The following is a 16,690-nucleotide window of genomic DNA, read 5'->3' as shown; positions in this document are numbered from 1 at the left end:
GGTGGTACAGGTACGTCGGGTGCGCGGGGCGGTGGGCCCCGGGCGTCGGTCGGCGCGGCCCCGGTCGGGACGGCCGAAGGGGCAACGCTACGCCACCGGCGCCGGCCGCCGCAGTCGTCCGGGACGCCCGGGATCGGTTCGGCCGTCGCCCCGGGGACCCCTCGGTTCGTCCCCCCTACGAGCCTTCGACCTCCCGCCCGGGCCGCGAATGGCCGAAGCTGTCAGATGTGAGCCTCGTCGCCTCCGTCACGTCCGTCACGGCCGTCCCAGCGCGCCCGCCGCATCGCCAGCCGCGGCTCGCCGCCGGCCGTCTCGCGCAGCGGTGTGCCCTCGGCGCGGTAGTGCGACAGGGCCCGCCGTTCGCTGCCCGGCAGCGGCCGGCCGTCCGCGCGCACCACGCGCCACCAGGGCACGGCGCCGCCGTACAGGGCCATGACGCGCCCGACTTGGCGCGGTCCGCCCGCGCCGAGCCACTCCGCGACGTCCCCGTACGTCATCACCCGGCCGGGCGGAATCCGCTCGACCACCTCCAACACCCGTTCCGCGTACTCGGGCAGTTCCGTACTCATCCGGACCATGGTGCCGCACGTCACCGACAGGCTCGTGGAAGGTTCCCTTCCGCACCGGCGCGCACCCTGCTGCCCCGCACGCAGGCCGGTCCGTGCCACCATCTTCCGGGCGGTGACTGGTGATACGTGATCAAGAAGAGACGGAAGTGACGGCGAAGGAGCAGGGTGTGAGCCCTCCGGACGGCGCGATGTCGGACGACGGCGCACGCCCTGACACGCCCCGCGACGACAGCGCCGGCGGCGGCGGCGACAACGATCCGGGCGACAGCCGCGACATCGGCCGGGCCGCAGGCTCCGACGCCGGTCCCGTGCCCGGTCGGGACGCCGGTCCCGACGCACCCGGCCCCGCCGACCCCCGTCCCGACGCACCCCGTCACGACGCACCCGGCCCCGCCGACCCCCGTCCCGACGCACCCGGTCCCGACCGACCCGGCCCCGACGACCCCGAGCGCCCCCACGGCCACACCCCGACCGACGCCGACCGCGTCGAAGTCGACGAACCGCTCCTCGCCGCCCGCGTCCACCGGCCCTCCGACCTCGTCCGGCTCCTCGTCGGCGTCCTCGGCATCGCCGTCGTCCTCGGCATCTCCGCCTTCGCCCACGGCACCACCGCCGGCCTCGAACAGGACATCTCCAACGGCACCGGTCAGGCGCCCGACGTACTGATCAAGCTCGCCGGTCTGGTGTCGAGCATCGCCGTACTGCTCGTACCCGTCGCCTTCGCCATCGAACGGCTGATCAAGCGCGACGGCCTGCGCATCGCCGACGGCGTGCTCGCCGCGGTCCTCGCGCACGGCGTCACCCTCGCCACCGACCTCTGGGTCTCCCAGGCCGCCCCCGCGACGATCCAGGACGCCCTCACCCGCGCCACCGGCGCCGGCGGCGCCCTCACCGACCCGGTGCACGGCTACCTCGCGCCCGTCATCGCGTACATGACCGCGGTCGGGATGACCCGCCGTCCGCGCTGGCGGGTCGCGCTGTGGGTGGTCCTGCTGCTCGACGCCTTCGCGATGCTCGTCAGCGGCTACACGACGCCCTTCTCGATCATCCTGACCGTGCTGATCGGCTGGAGCGTGGCGTACGGGACGCTGTACGCGGTCGGCTCCCCCAACGTCCGCCCCACCGGGCAGCACCTGCTCGCCGGGCTCCGCCGGGTCGGCTTCCAGCCGGTCAGCGCGATGCGCGCCGAGGCACCGGACAGCGCCGAAGCCTCCGAGGTGAGCGACCGGGGCCGCCGGTACCACGTGACGCTGGAGGACGGTCCCCCGCTCGACGTCACCGTCGTCGACCGGGAGCAGCAGGCCCAGGGCTTCTTCTACCGGGTCTGGCGCCGGCTCACCCTGCGCGGCATCACCACCGGGCGCAGCCTGCAGTCGCTGCGCCAGGCGCTGGAGCAGGAGGCCCTCCTCGCGTACGCCGCCATCGCGGCCGGCGCCAATGCGCCGAAGCTGATCGCCACCTCCGAACTCGGCCCGGACGCCGTGATGCTCGTCTACGAGCACCTCGGCGGACGGACCCTGGACTCGCTCCCGGACGAGGAGATCACCGACGACCTGACCCGCAACGCGTGGGAGCAGGTACGGGCGCTGCAGTCGCGGCGGATCGCGCACCGGCGGCTCACCGGGGACGCGCTGGTGGTGGATCGTTCCGGCAATGTCACCCTCACCGACCTGCGGGGCGGCGAGATCGCGGCCGGCGACCTGGTCCTGCGGATGGACATCGCGCAGCTGCTCACCACGCTCGGCCTGCGGGTCGGCGCGGAGCGGTCGGTGGCGTCGGCGGTGTCGATGCTCGGCCCGGACGCGGTCGCGGACTGCCTGCCGTTGCTCCAGCCGATCGCGCTGAGCCGCTCCACCCGGGCGACGCTGCGCAAGCTGGCGCGCGAGCGGGCCGACCGGGAACGGGAAGCGGTACTGGAGTCCTCGCGCGCGGCGAAGGCGGCGCGCGAGGCGGACTCCGCGACGAGCGGGGCGGCCACCGCCGCCGACCGGAAGGCGGAGAAGCGGGCGCTGGACGACGCGCTCGACGAGGCCCGCGAGGAGGACCTGCTCAGCCAGATCCGCCGGCAGGTGTTGCTGATCCGCCCGCAGGCGCCGGTGGAGCCGGCCCGGTTGGAGCGGATCCGCCCGCGCACGCTGGTCTCGTTCATCGCGGGGGCGTTCGGTGCGTACTTCCTGCTCACGCAGCTCGCCCACGTGGACTTCGCGACCATCGTCGGGCAGGCCCGGTGGGGCTGGGTGGGGGCGGCGCTGGCCTTCTCGTTGCTGAGCTACTTCGCGGCGGCGATGAGTCTGCTGGGGTTCGTGCCGGAGCGGGTGTCGTTCCTGCGGACGGTCGTGGCGCAGGTGGCCGGGTCGTTCGTGAAGCTCGTGGCCCCGGCGGCGGTCGGTGGCGTCGCGCTGAACACCCGCTTCCTCCAGCGCGCGGGGGTGCGACCGGGGCTGGCGGTGGCGAGCGTCGGCGCCTCGCAGTTGTTCGGGTTGGCCAGCCACGTCCTGCTGCTGCTGTCCTTCGGCTACCTGACGGGGACGGAGAAGACCCCGGAGATGACCCCGTCCAGGACGGTCATCGCGGGTCTGCTCACGGTGGCGGTACTGGTACTGGTGGTGACGGCGGTCCCGTTCCTGCGGAAGTTCGTGGCGACGCGGGTACGGGCGCTGTTCGCCGGGGTCGTGCCGCGCATGCTGGACGTGCTCCAGCGACCGCAGAAGCTGATGACGGGCATCGGCGGGATGCTGCTGCTCACGGCGTGCTTCGTGATGTGCCTGGACGCCTCGATCCGCGCGTTCGGCGGCGGCCAGGCCATCAGCTACGCGAGCATCGCGGTGGTCTTCCTGGCGGGCAACGCGCTGGGTTCGGCGGCGCCGACGCCGGGCGGTATCGGCGCCGTGGAGACGACGCTGACGCTGGGCCTGATCGCGGCGGGACTGGAGAAGGAGGTCGCCATCTCGGCGGTCCTGCTGTTCCGCCTGATGACCTTCTGGCTGCCGGTCCTGCCGGGCTGGCTGTCCTTCAACTTCCTGACCCGCAAGGAAGCCATCTAGCTCCGCGGGGTGTGTCCGGGTGTCGGCCCGCCCCGGCGGTCCGTCGCGGCGCGCGACCCGGCTCCCCGCCGTGCGGGGCCGCCACGCACACCCGGCCCGCGGCCCGCTGCCCCCGGCACCCCGGGTAACCCGGGTACGCCCGACACCCCGGGACTCCGGGACCGCCGGGAGCCCTGCGGCGCCCGGCCAGGGCGCCCGGCTCCGCCACCGTGCGGGAGCCGCCACGGCGAGCACGGTGGGCTGTCGAAGCCGCCGCCCCCGATCGGGGGCGGCGGAGGGTCCGCCGCCCGGGCCACGGCCCGCTGCCCCCGGCACCCCGGGTAGCCCACTTACGCCCCCCACCCCGGGCATGCCCGACAACCCCCGGACTCCGGAACTCCGGGACTCCGGAACTCCGGGACTCCGGGACTCCGGGACTCCGGGACTCCGGGACTCCGGGGCCCCGACCGTGGGCCGGGCGGCGGACCTTCCGGCCGGGCGCCGGGCGGGGGCTGTCGCCACAGCCGCAGGACGGGTGACACCCGGAGCTGCCGGCCGCAGGGCGGGGTCAGGTGGGCGGGCGGTGGTGGGAGAGGAGTTCCGCCACGCGGGCCAGTGCCGGGGAGAGGAGCCCCGGGAGGGTGAGGACGTCGGAGGAGGCTTCGGGTGGCGGCGCGGGGGGCGGGGAGTCGAGGAAGTCCGGCTCCGGGAAGTCCGCCGCGCGTTCCGCCGCCTCCAGCGCCAGCAGGTGGACCGAGAAGTCGTGGGCCAGCGCCACCACCCGGGGGTCGTCCGACGGGAAACCCGGGTCGGAGAGCACCTCGATCTCCCCCTCCAGCCGCCGCTGCTCCGCCCGCAGCCGCGGGTGCAGCGTGGACGTCCGGTGTCCGGGCGTCCGGGCCAACCCGGCGGCCGGCCGACCCGGCTCGCCCCCGCAGGCGCGCAGCCCCCGCACCGCCGACAGCAGCTCCCCGGCCCGCTCCCGGCGCCGCTCCAGCGACGCCTCCAGCTCCGCCAGCTCCGCCGGCGGGTCGTCCCGTCCGGCCTTGGCCGGGGGCGGCATCCCCAGTTCCGTCGTCGCCCGCGCCCACAGGACGCCGACGAGGTCCCCGTACCCGTACCGCCGCCGCTCGCCCGGCCCCCGCTCGGGCTCCGGCAGCAGCCCGATCCGGTGGAAGTGCCGGATGGCGTTGGGCGTCGTACCGGTCAGGGCCGCGGCTTCACCGATCCCGACCCGTTGGGAGTGGTCCATGGATCCAGGTGACCACGTACGGCCCCGCCGCGCACACCCCCGCACCCGCATCCCCACACACCCCGCGCGCACCCCCGCCGCACACCCCCGAACGGCCCATCACCCGCGCGCCGGGGCCCGCGCGCCCACAGGATGGGGACATGCCGAGAAACGCACTGCGGGCCACCGCCGCCGCGGCCGTCGCCGCCGCGCTGTTCACCGCCGGCGCCTGTTCGTCCGGCGACGGTTCGGAGAAGGACAAGAAGACCTCGGGCGGCAACCCGCCCAAGGCCCTGAAGTGGGACGCGTGCGAGGCCCCCACCCCCGCCGAGGGCGGCGGACAGGCGCCCGGCAAGGACTGGCAGTGCGCGACCCTCGACGTGCCCCTCGACTACGCGAAACCCGAAGGAGAAACGATTCCGCTGGCCCTGATCCGCGCCAAGGCGCGCGACAAGGACAAGCGCATCGGCTCCCTGGTCTTCAACTTCGGCGGCCCCGGCGGCTCCGGCATCACCACCCTCCCCGGCGCCGCCAAGGAGTACGAGGCACTGCGCTCCCGCTACGACCTCGTCAGCTTCGACCCGCGCGGCGTGGGCCGCAGCGCGCCCGTCCTGTGCGAGAACGATCGGCAACTGGACGCGTACTACGCCTCGGACTCCACGCCGGCGACCCCGGAACAGGAGAAGGCGTTCACCGACAACACCAGGAGGTACCAGCATGCCTGCGTGCAGAACTCCGGCAAGGTCCTGCCCTACGTCGGCACCGAGAACGCCGCCCGCGACCTGGACCGGATCCGTCAGGCGCTCGGCGACGAGAAGCTGCACTACTTCGGCATCTCCTACGGGACCGAACTCGGCGGGGTCTACGCCCACCTCTTCCCGAAGAACGTCGGCCGGGCGGTCCTGGACGCCGTCGTGGACCCGACCCAGACCGCCGAGGAGGGGGCGCTGGGCCAGGCGAAGGGCTTCCAGTTGGCGCTCGACAACTTCGCCCAGGACTGCGTGGACCGGGGCGACGCCTGCCGGCTCCAGGGCAGCACCGCCAAGGAGGTCGAGGCGAACGTCATCCGGCTCCAGAAGGAGCTGGCGGTCAAGCCGATCCCCGGGCTCCCCGGGCGGCAGCTCACCGACTCCGCCGCCACCAACGGCATCGCCCAAGCGCTCTACTCCAAGGAGCTGTGGCCACTGCTGGAGCAGGGGCTGGACGAGGCGCAGGGCGGCCAGGGGCAGTTGCTGATGGCCCTGTCGGACGCCCTCAACGGCCGGGACCAGCAAGGCCGCTACAGCAACATCGGGGCGGCGAACACGGCGATCAACTGCGCCGACTCCAAGGAGCGCTTCACCCTGGAGCAGGCCAAGTCGAAGCTGCCGCAGTTCCGTTCGGCGTCGCCCGTCTTCGGCGACTTCCTCGGCTGGGCGCTGACGAGCTGCACGGGCTGGCCGGTCGCGGGCGCCTGGGAGACCCCGGACGTCTCGGCCCGCGGGTCCGCCCCGATCCTGGTGATCGGCAACACCGGCGACCCGGCGACCCCGTACGAGGGCGCGCGCAAGATGGTGGAGCGGCTCGGCCCCGGCGTCGGCGTGGAGCTGACGTACAAGGGCCAGGGGCACGGCGCGTACAACAGCGGCGACCCCTGCGTCCAGCAGGTGACGAACGCCTACCTGCTGGACGGCAAGGTGCCGCCCGCGGGCAAGGTCTGCACGCCGAGCCAGAGCCCGTCGCCCCAGCCCTCGCCGCCCGAGCAGCAGGACGAGGGCGCTTGAGCGGCGGCGGCACCCGCGCGCAGGGGCCGTACCGCAGACGCGGTACGGCCCCTGGAGCGCGAGCGACGGACGATCAGTAGACCGGCTTCTCGGGCTCGATCTGATGGACCCAGCCGATGACGCCGCCGCCGACGTGCACCGCGTCGGCGAAGCCCGCGGACTTCAGGACGGCGAGGACTTCCGCACTGCGGACACCCGTCTTGCAATGCAAGACGATCCGCTTGTCCTGCGGCAGGTCCTGGAGGGCGGTGCCCATCAGGAACTCGCCCTTGGGGATCAGCTTCGCGCCGGGGATCGAGACGATCTCGTACTCGTTCTTCTCCCGGACGTCGATGATCTCGATCGGCTCGTCGTTGTCGATCCACTCCTTGAGCTGCTTGGGAGTGATCGTCGAACCGGCCGCCGCCTCCTGGGCCTCCTCCGACACGACGCCGCAGAACGCCTCGTAGTCGATGAGCTCGGTGACGGTCGGGTTCGGGCCGCAGACGGCGCAGTCGGGGTCCTTGCGGACCTTGACCTGGCGGTACTGCATCTCCAGGGCGTCGTAGATCATCAGGCGGCCGACCAGCGGCTCGCCGACACCCGTGAGGACCTTGATGGCCTCGGTCACCTGGATGGAGCCGATGGACGCGCAGAGCACGCCCAGCACGCCGCCCTCGGCGCAGCTCGGGACCATGCCCGGCGGCGGCGGCTCCGGGTACAGGCAGCGGTAGCACGGCCCGTGCTCGGACCAGAACACCGACGCCTGGCCGTCGAAGCGGTAGATGGAGCCCCACACGTACGGCTTGTTCAGCAGCACGCAGGCGTCGTTGACGAGGTAGCGCGTGGCGAAGTTGTCCGTGCCGTCGACGATGAGGTCGTACTGGCTGAAGATCTCCATCACGTTCTCGGCTTCGAGCCGCTCTTCGTGCAGGACCACGTTCACGTACGGGTTGATGCCCAGCACGCTGTCACGGGCCGACTCGGCCTTCGACCGGCCGATGTCCGCCTGGCTGTGGATGATCTGACGCTGGAGGTTCGACTCGTCGACCTCGTCGAACTCCACGATGCCCAGCGTGCCGACGCCGGCCGCGGCCAGGTACATGAGGGCGGGCGAGCCGAGGCCGCCCGCGCCCACGGCCAGCACCTTGGCGTTCTTGAGGCGCTTCTGGCCGTCCATCCCGACATCCGGGATGATCAAATGGCGGGAGTACCGACGGACCTCGTCAACGGTGAGCTCAGCAGCTGGCTCTACCAGGGGTGGCAGCGACACGGGGACTCCGTAGATGGGTATGTCTGAACGTTGGTTCTCCCCGTAACACTGCCACGCCCTTCTTCATTCCGAGACACCCGGTCCGATACGCGAGACGATTTCGTCCCAGTACCCGGGCATCGACGCCCAGGGGTCCCGGTCGGGGGTACCGCGCCGGTCGGTGAACCAGATCGTCCCGGCGCCCTGCCAGCGGGCGATCCGCAGCGCCTCTTCCAGGTGGGTGCGCGGCACGCCGTGCACCAGGTGGCAGAAGAGCTCCGGCGGGTACTCGGCCGTCCACTCCGCCACCAACGACCAACGGTAATCGGCCCAGGAGCCGGAGAAGGTGACCAGTTGGTCGGCGGTCTCCGCGTAGCCCTCGTAGGGGTGGGTGCCGTGGTCGAGCACGATGCGCAGGCCGTCGCCGAGCCCGCGCAGGGTGTCCACGACGCGGCGCACCGCGGGCAGGTCCGCCCGGTCCGCCGGGGCGTCGGCGAGGTAGAAACCGCCGACCCCGTACCAGTCGCGGAAGCGGTGGGCGTCGGAGATCAACTCCCCGAACGAGCGCGCCCCGTCCCGCATGGCGAGACGGCCGAGCAGCCGACGGTCCGTGCCGCCCGCACCGCCCGCGTCGCGCAGCCGGGCGGCCGCCTCCGCGCAGTGCGGGTCGGGCCGTCCGCCCGGGCCGTCGGTGACGTTGAGCACGGCCCAGTGCAGCGGGGTCCCGGGCCGGGTCAGCTCGGCCCACTCGACCGGCGCGAGCAGCGGGTGCGCGTACCCGGGGGTGCCGAGCCCCAGACGGGCCGCCCCGGTCGCGGCGGCCGGGGACATCGGCGTCGTCAGATGCGACACGCCGCCTCCATCCAGATGTCGGCCAGGGACTCCTCCAGGTTGATCCGGGGCCGCCAGCCGAGCCGGTCGCGGGCGGTGCGGACGTCGGCCTGCTGCCAGGCGCCGCAGCCGTCGGGGTACGGGGGCTGCGGAGCGGCGGCCAGCTGCTCGGCGGTCGCCTCGGAGCGCGGGGCGCCGATGGCGGGCATGGCCTGCGGCCGTCCCGGGTGCCCGTGCGCGAGCGGGTGCTGTCCGCCGCCGTGCGGTACGTCCAGTTCGTGCAGCGAGCCGCCGTATCCCGCGACCCGGGCCAGCACGGCCGCCGCGTCGCGCAGCCGGACGGCGCGGCCGGTGCCGATGTTGACGACGCCCTGGGCGGCGGACAGGGAGGCCGCGTGCACGGCCCGGGCGACGTCGCGCACGTCGACGAAGTCGCGCTGCACCCCGAGGCCGCTGAGCTTGAGTTCGCCGTCGCCGGACTGCATGGCCCGCCGCATGGCCTCGGCGAGCCGGCCCAGCGGCGATCCGGCGGGGGTGCCGGGGCCGACGGGCGAGAAGATCCGCAGCACCACCGCGTCCAGCCCGGAGCCGAGCACCAGCTCGGTCGCGGCCAGCTTGCTGACCCCGTACGGTCCGCCCGGTCTCGGAACGGCGTCCTCGGCCGTCGAGGAACCGGGCTGGCTGGGCCCGTACTCGGCGGCGCAGCCCAACTGGACGAGCCGGGCCCCGCAGCCGCTGCGGCGCAGCGACTCGCAGATGGTGGCGACGGCGACCGTGTTGTGACGGGTCAGTTCCCGGGCCCCGCCCCGGGTGGCGCCCGCGCAGTTGATGACGACGCCCGGGTGGACGGCGTCGAGGAACCGGGTGAGGGCCCCGGGGCTGCCGGTGGCGAGGTCGAAGCGGACGTCGGCGTCGTCGCCCCGGCCGAGCGCGGTGAGTTGTACGGCGGGGTCGGCGAGCAGCCGGTCGGCGACGTAGCGGCCGAGGTATCCGTTGGCTCCGATCAGCAGCACCCTCATCGCGCGGCCCCTTGGTCGATTGGCTGGCCGGTCATCCTGTTTCTCCTTGGGTCTGGGGTGGGTGGTAGGGGTACGGCGCTCCGGCATCGGTTTCCGAAGGCTCAGGGACGCGCGTGTGCGGAGGCACGGGACAGCGCGACGACGGTGTGTACGAGGAGTCCCGCGGCGGCGGCGAGCGGCGCGGCCGGGACCGGTGCGAGGGCCACGGCCAGGGCCGCCGCCGCGGGCACCCGGTGTGCGCCGTGGGCGAGCACCAGCCGGGTCAGGAAGAGCAGCGCCGCGAGCGGCACGGCGGTCGCGAGGGGCGTTCCGGCGAGCGCGGCGGCCCCGGCGGCGGCCGCGGTGAAGGCGGCGGCGGTGAGCAGCAGCAGCGGTCGCGCCCCGGCGGCGAAGTCCGCCAGGGCCCGACTGCCGGCGAGGCCCCGCCGGGCGCGGGCCGCGAAGCCGGCGGCGGCCAGGTGCGCGGGGGCCACCGCGAGGGCGAGGGCGACGCCGAGGGCCGGGCCGTGCCGGTGGACGGCCCAGCCGACGGCGGCCGCCGCGAGCAGGTGGAGCAAGCCGGGGAACCGCCCCCCGGCGGTCCGCCCGGGCCACACCAGCGCGGCGACGGTGAGGGCCACCGCGACGGCCCCGGCCCACGGCACCCGGGCGGCGGCCGCCCCGAGCGCGACGGCCCCGGGCAGCAGGGCGCAGCCGAAGCCGCGCAGGGCGGCGGGTCCGGCTGCGCCGACGGGGGCGGGGCCGGCCGGGGTCTCGCCGCGGGGCGTGCGGGCGTACAGCTCCTCGGCGAGGGAGAAGACGTCCCGGTGGCGAAAGCGCGCGGCGGTGCGGTCGGTGATGCCGTGCGCTTCGAGCCCGGCGGCGATCTCCAGCGGGTCGACGGCGCGCTCGCACAGGTCGCGGTGGCGGTGCAGCAGGGCCTTGACGGGGTCTCCCGCGGCCCGCCGGCGCGGGGTGGCGGCGGGGTCGGGGCGCAGGCCGGTGTCGTCGAGGGTCATGCCGCCGCCTCCGTGACCGGTACCGGTACGGGGCCGGCGGGTACGGGGCCGACCGGTACGGTGCCGACCGTCGCGGGGCCCGCCGTGGGCACGGGCTCACGTGGCGCGGAATCGGCCGGCGGCGCGGGCTCGCCCGGCGCGGTTTCGGGTGCCGCAGCCCAGGTCGGTGTGGTCCAGTGCCCCGGGACCCGCGCCTCCGGCGGCTGCGCGAACGGGACGCCCGCCTCCGGGCGGGCCGGGCCCTGGGCGAGCAGGAGCAGGTAGATGTCGCGGAACGCGGCCACGTTCTGCTCGACGGTGAACAGTTCGAGGGCCCGGGCCCGGGCGGCGGCACCGAGCCGCCGCGCCCGCTCGGGGTCGCGGAGCAGCGACAGGCAGGCGTCGGCCAGGGCCTTGGGGTTGCGTGGCGGTACGACCAGCCCGGTCCCCCCGATGACCTCGCACACCGCGCCGACGTCGGTGGAGACGGTGGCCCGGCCGCAGAACATCGCTTCGGCGAGGGTCAGGGGGAAGCCCTCGATCACCGAGGACAGCACCACCACCCGCCCCGTCCCGTACGCGTCGGCCGGTGAGGGCGCGTCGGGGCCGCCGATCCCCTCGAAGGTGACCGGGTTCTCCCCCATCGTGATCGCGTCGGCGGCCTCGTCGGGGAAGAGCTGCGCGGCCAGGGAACGGCAGTCGGCCAGGTAGTCGGGCGCGGCGGAGGTCGCGAAGATCCGCAGCCGGGTCTGCGGCAGCGCCCTGCGCACCTCGGCGAAGGCGTGCAGCAGGGCGACAAGGTCCTTGGCCGGCTCTATCCGACCGACCCACACGAGCGTGTCCGGGTCACCGCGGTCGGGGTCCTCCCCGACGGTGGCGAATCGGTCCGCCTCCATCCCCGGGTAGACGGTGCGCACCCGCTCCCGCGCGGCCCCGCACCGCTCCTGCCAGCGGCGGGCGTGGGCGTTGCCGGGGGTCAGCAGGTCGGCGCGGGCGTAGATCTCGGCGGCCAGGCGCCTGTGGAAGGCGGCCAGCAGGGCCCGGACGGCGGGCCGCTCGTCCGGGGAGTGCTCCAGGTAGTGGGCCCGCAGCCGTACCCCGTACTCCGTGACCAGCAGCGGGACCCCGAAGAAGCGTTTGGCCAACAACCCGGGGAGCGCCGCGATCCCGCCGCCGGCGGCGTGGCAGACGTCGGTCGCACCGAGCTCCCCGTACCAGTCGAGGGACAACGGCCGCAGGGCGCGCTCCAGTGCGTCCACGAACTCCAGCAGATCCGGTACCCGGGCCGCCCGTAAGGCGCGACCGGCGCCCGGTGCGCGACAGCCGGCCTCCACCATCCGCACGGCCGTCTCCGAGCGCAGGGCCGCGTACAACCCGCCGTGCTCGTAGGCGAGTTCGGCGAGTCCGTACAGTCCGGCGGCGAACGGGTCGGCCGCACCGGCGCAGATGCCGCGGACCAGGTCGCCGAAGCAGTCGGCGAACCGGTGGCGCTCCCACCGGGAATGGCCGCGCCCGTCGTCGGCGGGAGCCCACAGCGGGGCGGTCCGCACCCGGGTGACGTTGCCGGGCAACGGCACGCTGCCGCGCTCTTCCTGTTCGGCGCTGCGGCTCAGCGCGTAGAGCTCGAACCCGTGCTGCGGCAGGCCGCGCACGAGCCGGTCGCACCACAGCCCGGCCTCTCCCGTCGCATACGGATAACCACCTTCCGTGAGCAGTCCGATCCGCACGAGTGGCACCCCCGATCTCCCTGTACAGGCGGTCTCCGTCGGTCCGTCGACCCGCCGCGGAAGAACTCAAGCCGAAATGCCGGAGGCGCGACGGACGGTTGTCCATCGCGCCACCGGAAGGGGTGAAGAGTCGTGACTTTCCCCCACGGGTCGCGTTCGAGCGCGCTACGCGGCAGGGCGCGGTCGGCGCCGGGGGCGACCCGGACCGTGGAGGTCAATTGCCGGGATACACCCAGGGGTTCGGCTTGCAGGGGATGTTGTCGATGTCGAGGGACTTCGTCTGCTGCTGCATGATCGGGGCGAGCGCGCCCGGGGTCCGGCAGTTGACGTGCCCGTGTCCGAGCCGGTGCCCGACCTCGTGGTTGATGAGCATCTGCCGGTAGGCGAACATCTGGTCCGCGCCATAGGTCGGGGAACCCTGGGCCCAGCGGAAGGCGTTGATCATCACGCGTTCGGTCGCCGCGGAGTCACAGGAGACGTTGTCGACGGTGGTGTCCAGCCCGGACTTGGCGCACCAGGCGCCGGTGGTCCCGGGGCTCGCGAGGGTGATCACGAAGTCGGCCTCGCCGCCGGGCACCCGCTCGAAGGTCATCTCCCCGCCGTGCGCCCAGCTCCGCGGGTCGTTGAGGGTGCGGTGCACGGCCTCCGCGAACAACTGGCCGTCCATGCCGAGGCCCTGTTCCACATCGACCCGGTAACGCAGCAGCTTCCCCTTGCCCGGGGCCTGGGCGACGCCGGGGACGGTGTCGAAGACCCCGGGGCCGGTGAGTTTCGCGTCGATCGGCAGTTGCCGCGCCATCTTCTGCTCGTACGTCGGCTCGTCCGGGGCCACTTCGGGCGTCGCCCGGCCCTCGGAGCGGGACGCCGGCGACTGCCCGGCGACCTGCCGGTCCTTCGCGCTGTCCGCGGCGGCCCGGGTGGGGGTGGCGTCGCCGTCGTGCCGTCCGGCCACCTGACCGGCCACGACGACGGCGAGCACCGTGGTCACGGCCGCGGCGGCCATGCCGGTGTACGTACGGATCCTCGTGCCGCGCCCGCCCCCGGGCTCCGGCTCCGACGCCGGCTCGGACGCCGGCTCGGCCTGGGCCGGCGGCGGCTGGGACCGGGGCTCGAACCGCGGTCCGGGGCCGGGCTCCGGCGCGGTGAGCGGACCGCGGGGCCCCGGGAGCCGGCGGTGCGTGCCGGTGCCGATCACGCTGTCGGTGTCCGTGTCCGTGTCGGTGCCGATCGCGCTGTCGGCTTCGGTATCGGGCTCGGCGATCGGCGTCGGGAGGCCGAGCGCGGGGACGCCGAAGGCCGGGGTGTCGGTGTCCCGCACGGCCGGCGCCGGCGCCGTCACGCGCGCCCTGGGCACCCCGCGCCAGTCCCCGTATACGGTGTCGCCCCCGGTTCGCGGACCGGCGCCCCAGGCGCCCCCGGGTTCCCGCTGCTGCGGGTGCCCGGCCGGCCGCTCCTCGCCGTGCGGGTGGGAAGCGGTGCCGAAGGGGTCGAAGGGCGCTCCCTGCGCCGGAGCGCGGACGGGCTCGCGGCGCCGCTCGTCCGGCGCGGACTCCACCGACGGCGCGGGCCGGGCGGGGGCGGAGTCCTTGCGACTATGTCGTCCCACGCGTCTCAGCCTCTGCCGTCTTCGGTGTCTGCCGTCTGTTCCGTCTGCTCGCCCTGCTCCGACCGCCCGCCGCGCTCCGACCGCTCCGGCCGTTCTCCGGAAGCAGTGTGGCGCGCGCGTTCGGTGTCCCGCAGCAGTTCCCGGAAGGCGGTGGCCACCACGTCCGGGTACTCCATCATCGCCACGTGCCCCGCCTCCGGCAGACTCAGCAGCCGCGAACCGCGGAACGCCGCAGCGGCCTTGCGCGCCTTGCGGTACGACACCAGTTGGTCGCGGCCGCCGTAGATCAGCAGGGTCGGCGCGAGCACGCGCTGCGCCTGCCGCCACAGTCCGTGCTGGCCACCGAGGGTGTAGGCGTCGACGATCCCGCGCGAGGAGCGGGTCATCGCATCCCAGAAGTAGGGCAGCGCCAGCCGGCGCTCCATCTCCTCGACGGCCTCCTCGAAGCCCTCCACCGTCACCCGTGCGGGGTCTCCGTAACAGAGGTCCGTCACCCCCCTGGTGCGCTGTTCGGGGCTCATGCCCCGGGTGAGGCGCCCGAACAGGGCGGCGACGCCGGGCAGCGCCAGCAGGGCGGTGGGCACCGCCGACCTCTGTACGCGCAGCTCCGGCAGGGCCGGCGAGACCAGCGTCAGGGTCCGTACCAGGTCCGGGCGGACCGCGGCGACCCGGGTGGAGACGGCGCCGCCCAGCGAGTTCCCGAACAGGTGGACCGGCCCGCGCCCGGCCGCGTCGAGGTACCGGATGACCACCCGGGCCAGCCCGGTGACGGAGTAGTCCCGGTCGGCGGGCGGTGGTGACCAGCCGAATCCGGGCAGGTCGACGGCTTCGCAGTCCACGTCCGCGGCCAGCCGCTCCATCAGCGCCGACCAGTTCTGCGAGGAACCGCCGAGTCCGTGCACGAAGAGCGCGGGCGGCAGTCCGTCCCGTACCGGTGGCCGAAAACGTACGTTCAGCTCCAGGCCGGACAGCGGTGCCGTGCGCAGCCGCTCACCTGCGGCCACCCGGGCTCCCCCCACCTGGGGGGTCAGCTCGGCGGCGGCCTTCACACCCGGCAGCTCCGTCGAAGACATGGGCCAATGTTACGAGACGATCACACCCGGTCCCTTGTGTCGGCGGTCACAGGACCACCTGGCGGCGTAACGGCGATCCTCCTAGGCTCATAGGGAGACGACGAAGGCGAGGGGAGCGGTATGACGGTCGATCCTGCCGAACCGGACACTTTCCAGGAGGAGCTCCGGGAGTTTCCCGACCCGGAGACGCCCGAGGCGGACGCCGCGGAGCAGCACACGGACGTCCAGCCGCACGAGGACGACCGGCCCACCGGTGTGGACCGGGACGAGGCGACCGACGGGGATGCCTTCGAGCAGGCCCGGGTCGTGCCGCTGGACGAGGACGACTACCGCTGACCAGCGTGTCAGGCCGGTCGACGGTGGTCCGTAGAGCGAGAAAAGTCGGCTTGAACCCACCAGATTCGGTTACCGAAAAGTACGATGGCGGCGCGGCGCAGAGCGCAGTGTGTTCTTAGAGAAAGTGGGAGGCGGCGTGACAGCCATCGAGCAGACGGACGCAGCGCGTCCCCGGGGCACGCGACTGCCGCGCCGAGCCCGACGCAACCAGCTCTTGGGCGCGGCCCAGGAGGTTTTCGTCGCGCAGGGGTACCACGCGGCGGCGATGGACGACATCGCCGAGCGCGCGGGGGTCAGCAAGCCGGTGCTCTACCAGCACTTCCCCGGCAAGCTCGACCTCTACCTCGCGCTGCTGGACCAGCACTGCGAGGCGCTGTTGAGCGCCGTGCGCACGGCGCTGGAGTCGACGACCGACAACAAACTGCGCGTCGAGGCGACCATGGACGCCTACTTCGCCTACGTCGAGGACGAGGGCGGCGCGTTCCGCCTGGTCTTCGAGTCGGACCTGACCAACGAGCCGGCGGTGCGCGAGCGCGTCGACCGGGTCTCGCTCCAGTGCGCGGAGGCGATCTCCGACGTCATCGCGGAGGACACCGGCCTGTCGAAGGACGAGTCGATGCTGCTGGCGGTGGGCTTGGGCGGCGTCTCGCAGGTGGTGGCGCGGTACTGGTTGTCGAGCGAGAGCCCGGTCGCCCGGGACACCGCGGTGGGCCTGTTGACCTCGCTCGCGTGGCGCGGCATCGCCGGTTTCCCGCTGCACGGCAGCGAGGGCTGAGAGCCCGACGGCCCTCCTGAACGGGGCCGCCGCACAGGTCCACCACACGGGCCGCTGTTCGCTGCGAGCGTGTCCGCCGCGAGCCGATCACGTCCCCTCTCCGGGCTAATGTGGACCCGGTACGGCGCGACTGATCGCGCGCATTCGGATCGTCGGAGGGACAAAGCCGTGGAGGTCAAGATCGGCGTGCAGCACGCACCCCGGGAGATCGTGCTGGAGAGCGACCTGAGCGCGGAGGAGCTGGAGCGCATCGTCACGGCGGCGCTGTCCGGCACCGCGCCGCTGCTGAGCCTGACCGACGCCAAGGGCCGCAAGGTCCTGGTGCCGTCCGACCGCCTGGCCTACGTCGACCTGGGCGAGCCGAGCGGGCGCAAGGTGGGCTTCGGCGCGCTCTGAGGCGCGCGGACCGGGGCGACGCGAGTCCCGACAAAACGAGAGAAACGGCCCGGCGGAACAACCGCCGGGCCGTTTCCGTCTCTTCCGCTTCGGGTAGGACCGCACGTGCCGCACCCGAAAACGCCCGCTGACG

Annotated in this window: 14 protein-coding genes; 5 read left to right on the top strand and 9 right to left on the bottom strand. The window is 74.0% G+C overall.

Annotated elements, in window-relative coordinates; all coding sequences use genetic code 11:
• Positions 1-221: 221 nt before the first annotated feature.
• Positions 222-569: an MGMT family protein gene (locus tag ACFVXJ_RS27975; RefSeq protein ID WP_389665825.1), complete on the bottom strand. Its 348-nt coding sequence runs from the start codon at positions 567-569 to the stop codon at positions 222-224.
• A gap of 119 nt (positions 570-688) precedes the next feature.
• Between ACFVXJ_RS27975 and ACFVXJ_RS27970 the strand changes: the two genes are divergently transcribed.
• Complete coding sequence (locus tag ACFVXJ_RS27970) at positions 689-3,613, top strand: lysylphosphatidylglycerol synthase domain-containing protein (RefSeq protein ID WP_389665824.1); 2,925 nt, start codon at positions 689-691, stop codon at positions 3,611-3,613.
• 547 nt (positions 3,614-4,160) lie between these two features.
• Here the strand turns inward: ACFVXJ_RS27970 and ACFVXJ_RS27965 are convergent.
• Positions 4,161-4,844, bottom strand: coding sequence for a MerR family DNA-binding transcriptional regulator (locus tag ACFVXJ_RS27965; RefSeq protein ID WP_389665822.1), 684 nt, complete (start codon positions 4,842-4,844; stop codon positions 4,161-4,163).
• Between the two features lie 140 nt (positions 4,845-4,984).
• Between ACFVXJ_RS27965 and ACFVXJ_RS27960 the strand changes: the two genes are divergently transcribed.
• Complete coding sequence (locus ACFVXJ_RS27960; RefSeq protein ID WP_389665820.1) at positions 4,985-6,586, top strand: alpha/beta hydrolase; 1,602 nt, start codon at positions 4,985-4,987, stop codon at positions 6,584-6,586.
• Between the two features lie 73 nt (positions 6,587-6,659).
• Here ACFVXJ_RS27960 and moeZ read toward each other — a convergent pair whose 3' ends face one another.
• From moeZ to ACFVXJ_RS27925, 7 genes are all read right to left on the bottom strand, one after another.
• Positions 6,660-7,838 (bottom strand): adenylyltransferase/sulfurtransferase MoeZ, encoded by a 1,179-nt coding sequence (moeZ, locus tag ACFVXJ_RS27955; RefSeq protein WP_389665818.1) that lies wholly within the window; start codon positions 7,836-7,838, stop codon positions 6,660-6,662.
• A gap of 63 nt (positions 7,839-7,901) precedes the next feature.
• Positions 7,902-8,669, bottom strand: a complete 768-nt coding sequence (locus ACFVXJ_RS27950) for a spherulation-specific family 4 protein (protein ID WP_389665816.1) — start codon at positions 8,667-8,669, stop codon at positions 7,902-7,904.
• Complete coding sequence (locus ACFVXJ_RS27945) at positions 8,657-9,667, bottom strand: NAD-dependent epimerase/dehydratase (protein WP_389665815.1); 1,011 nt, start codon at positions 9,665-9,667, stop codon at positions 8,657-8,659. Before ACFVXJ_RS27945 ends, ACFVXJ_RS27950 begins: the two co-directional genes overlap by 13 nt.
• Positions 9,668-9,768: 101 nt before the next feature.
• Positions 9,769-10,665, bottom strand: coding sequence for a hypothetical protein (locus ACFVXJ_RS27940; RefSeq protein WP_389665813.1), 897 nt, complete (start codon positions 10,663-10,665; stop codon positions 9,769-9,771).
• The gene (locus tag ACFVXJ_RS27935; protein WP_389665894.1) at positions 10,662-12,371 is read right to left on the bottom strand and encodes a DUF3492 domain-containing protein; all 1,710 of its coding nucleotides are present in this window, start codon (positions 12,369-12,371) and stop codon (positions 10,662-10,664) included. Before ACFVXJ_RS27935 ends, ACFVXJ_RS27940 begins: the two co-directional genes overlap by 4 nt.
• 214 nt (positions 12,372-12,585) lie before the next feature.
• The gene (locus tag ACFVXJ_RS27930) at positions 12,586-13,977 is read right to left on the bottom strand and encodes a DUF3152 domain-containing protein (RefSeq protein WP_389665812.1); all 1,392 of its coding nucleotides are present in this window, start codon (positions 13,975-13,977) and stop codon (positions 12,586-12,588) included.
• 5 nt (positions 13,978-13,982) lie between these two features.
• Positions 13,983-15,050, bottom strand: a complete 1,068-nt coding sequence (locus ACFVXJ_RS27925; protein ID WP_389665810.1) for an alpha/beta fold hydrolase — start codon at positions 15,048-15,050, stop codon at positions 13,983-13,985.
• A gap of 120 nt (positions 15,051-15,170) precedes the next feature.
• Between ACFVXJ_RS27925 and ACFVXJ_RS27920 the strand changes: the two genes are divergently transcribed.
• The 3 genes from ACFVXJ_RS27920 to ACFVXJ_RS27910 all read left to right on the top strand — a co-directional run bounded on the left by ACFVXJ_RS27920 (position 15,171) and on the right by ACFVXJ_RS27910 (position 16,557).
• Positions 15,171-15,386 (top strand): hypothetical protein, encoded by a 216-nt coding sequence (locus tag ACFVXJ_RS27920; RefSeq protein WP_389665809.1) that lies wholly within the window; start codon positions 15,171-15,173, stop codon positions 15,384-15,386.
• Positions 15,387-15,522: 136 nt separating this feature from the next.
• Positions 15,523-16,161 (top strand): TetR family transcriptional regulator, encoded by a 639-nt coding sequence (locus tag ACFVXJ_RS27915; protein WP_389665807.1) that lies wholly within the window; start codon positions 15,523-15,525, stop codon positions 16,159-16,161.
• 168 nt (positions 16,162-16,329) lie between these two features.
• A complete protein-coding gene (locus tag ACFVXJ_RS27910) occupies positions 16,330-16,557 on the top strand; it encodes a DUF3107 domain-containing protein (protein WP_361309814.1) in 228 nt (75 codons plus the stop codon).
• The last annotated feature ends 133 nt before the right edge of the window (positions 16,558-16,690 follow it).

Origin of the sequence: Streptomyces sp. NPDC058279 (assembly GCF_042881255.1) — a bacterium.
Lineage (GTDB): Bacteria > Actinomycetota > Actinomycetes > Streptomycetales > Streptomycetaceae > Streptomyces.
The sequence above is the reverse complement of the archived record's forward strand: the minus strand, read 5'-3'. Positions and strand labels throughout refer to the sequence as shown.

Excerpts from the sequence above, each read along its gene's own strand:
- ACFVXJ_RS27945 (WP_389665815.1), bottom strand. The coding sequence starts at position 9,667 with ATGAGGGTGCTGCTGATCGGAGCCAACGGATACCTCGGCCGCTACGTC.
- ACFVXJ_RS27960 (WP_389665820.1), top strand. The coding sequence starts at position 4,985 with ATGCCGAGAAACGCACTGCGGGCCACCGCCGCCGCGGCCGTCGCCGCC.
- ACFVXJ_RS27965 (WP_389665822.1), bottom strand. The coding sequence starts at position 4,844 with ATGGACCACTCCCAACGGGTCGGGATCGGTGAAGCCGCGGCCCTGACC.
- ACFVXJ_RS27920 (WP_389665809.1), top strand. The coding sequence starts at position 15,171 with ATGACGGTCGATCCTGCCGAACCGGACACTTTCCAGGAGGAGCTCCGG.
- ACFVXJ_RS27925 (WP_389665810.1), bottom strand. The coding sequence starts at position 15,050 with ATGTCTTCGACGGAGCTGCCGGGTGTGAAGGCCGCCGCCGAGCTGACC.
- ACFVXJ_RS27975 (WP_389665825.1), bottom strand. The coding sequence starts at position 569 with ATGAGTACGGAACTGCCCGAGTACGCGGAACGGGTGTTGGAGGTGGTC.
- ACFVXJ_RS27940 (WP_389665813.1), bottom strand. The coding sequence starts at position 10,665 with ATGACCCTCGACGACACCGGCCTGCGCCCCGACCCCGCCGCCACCCCG.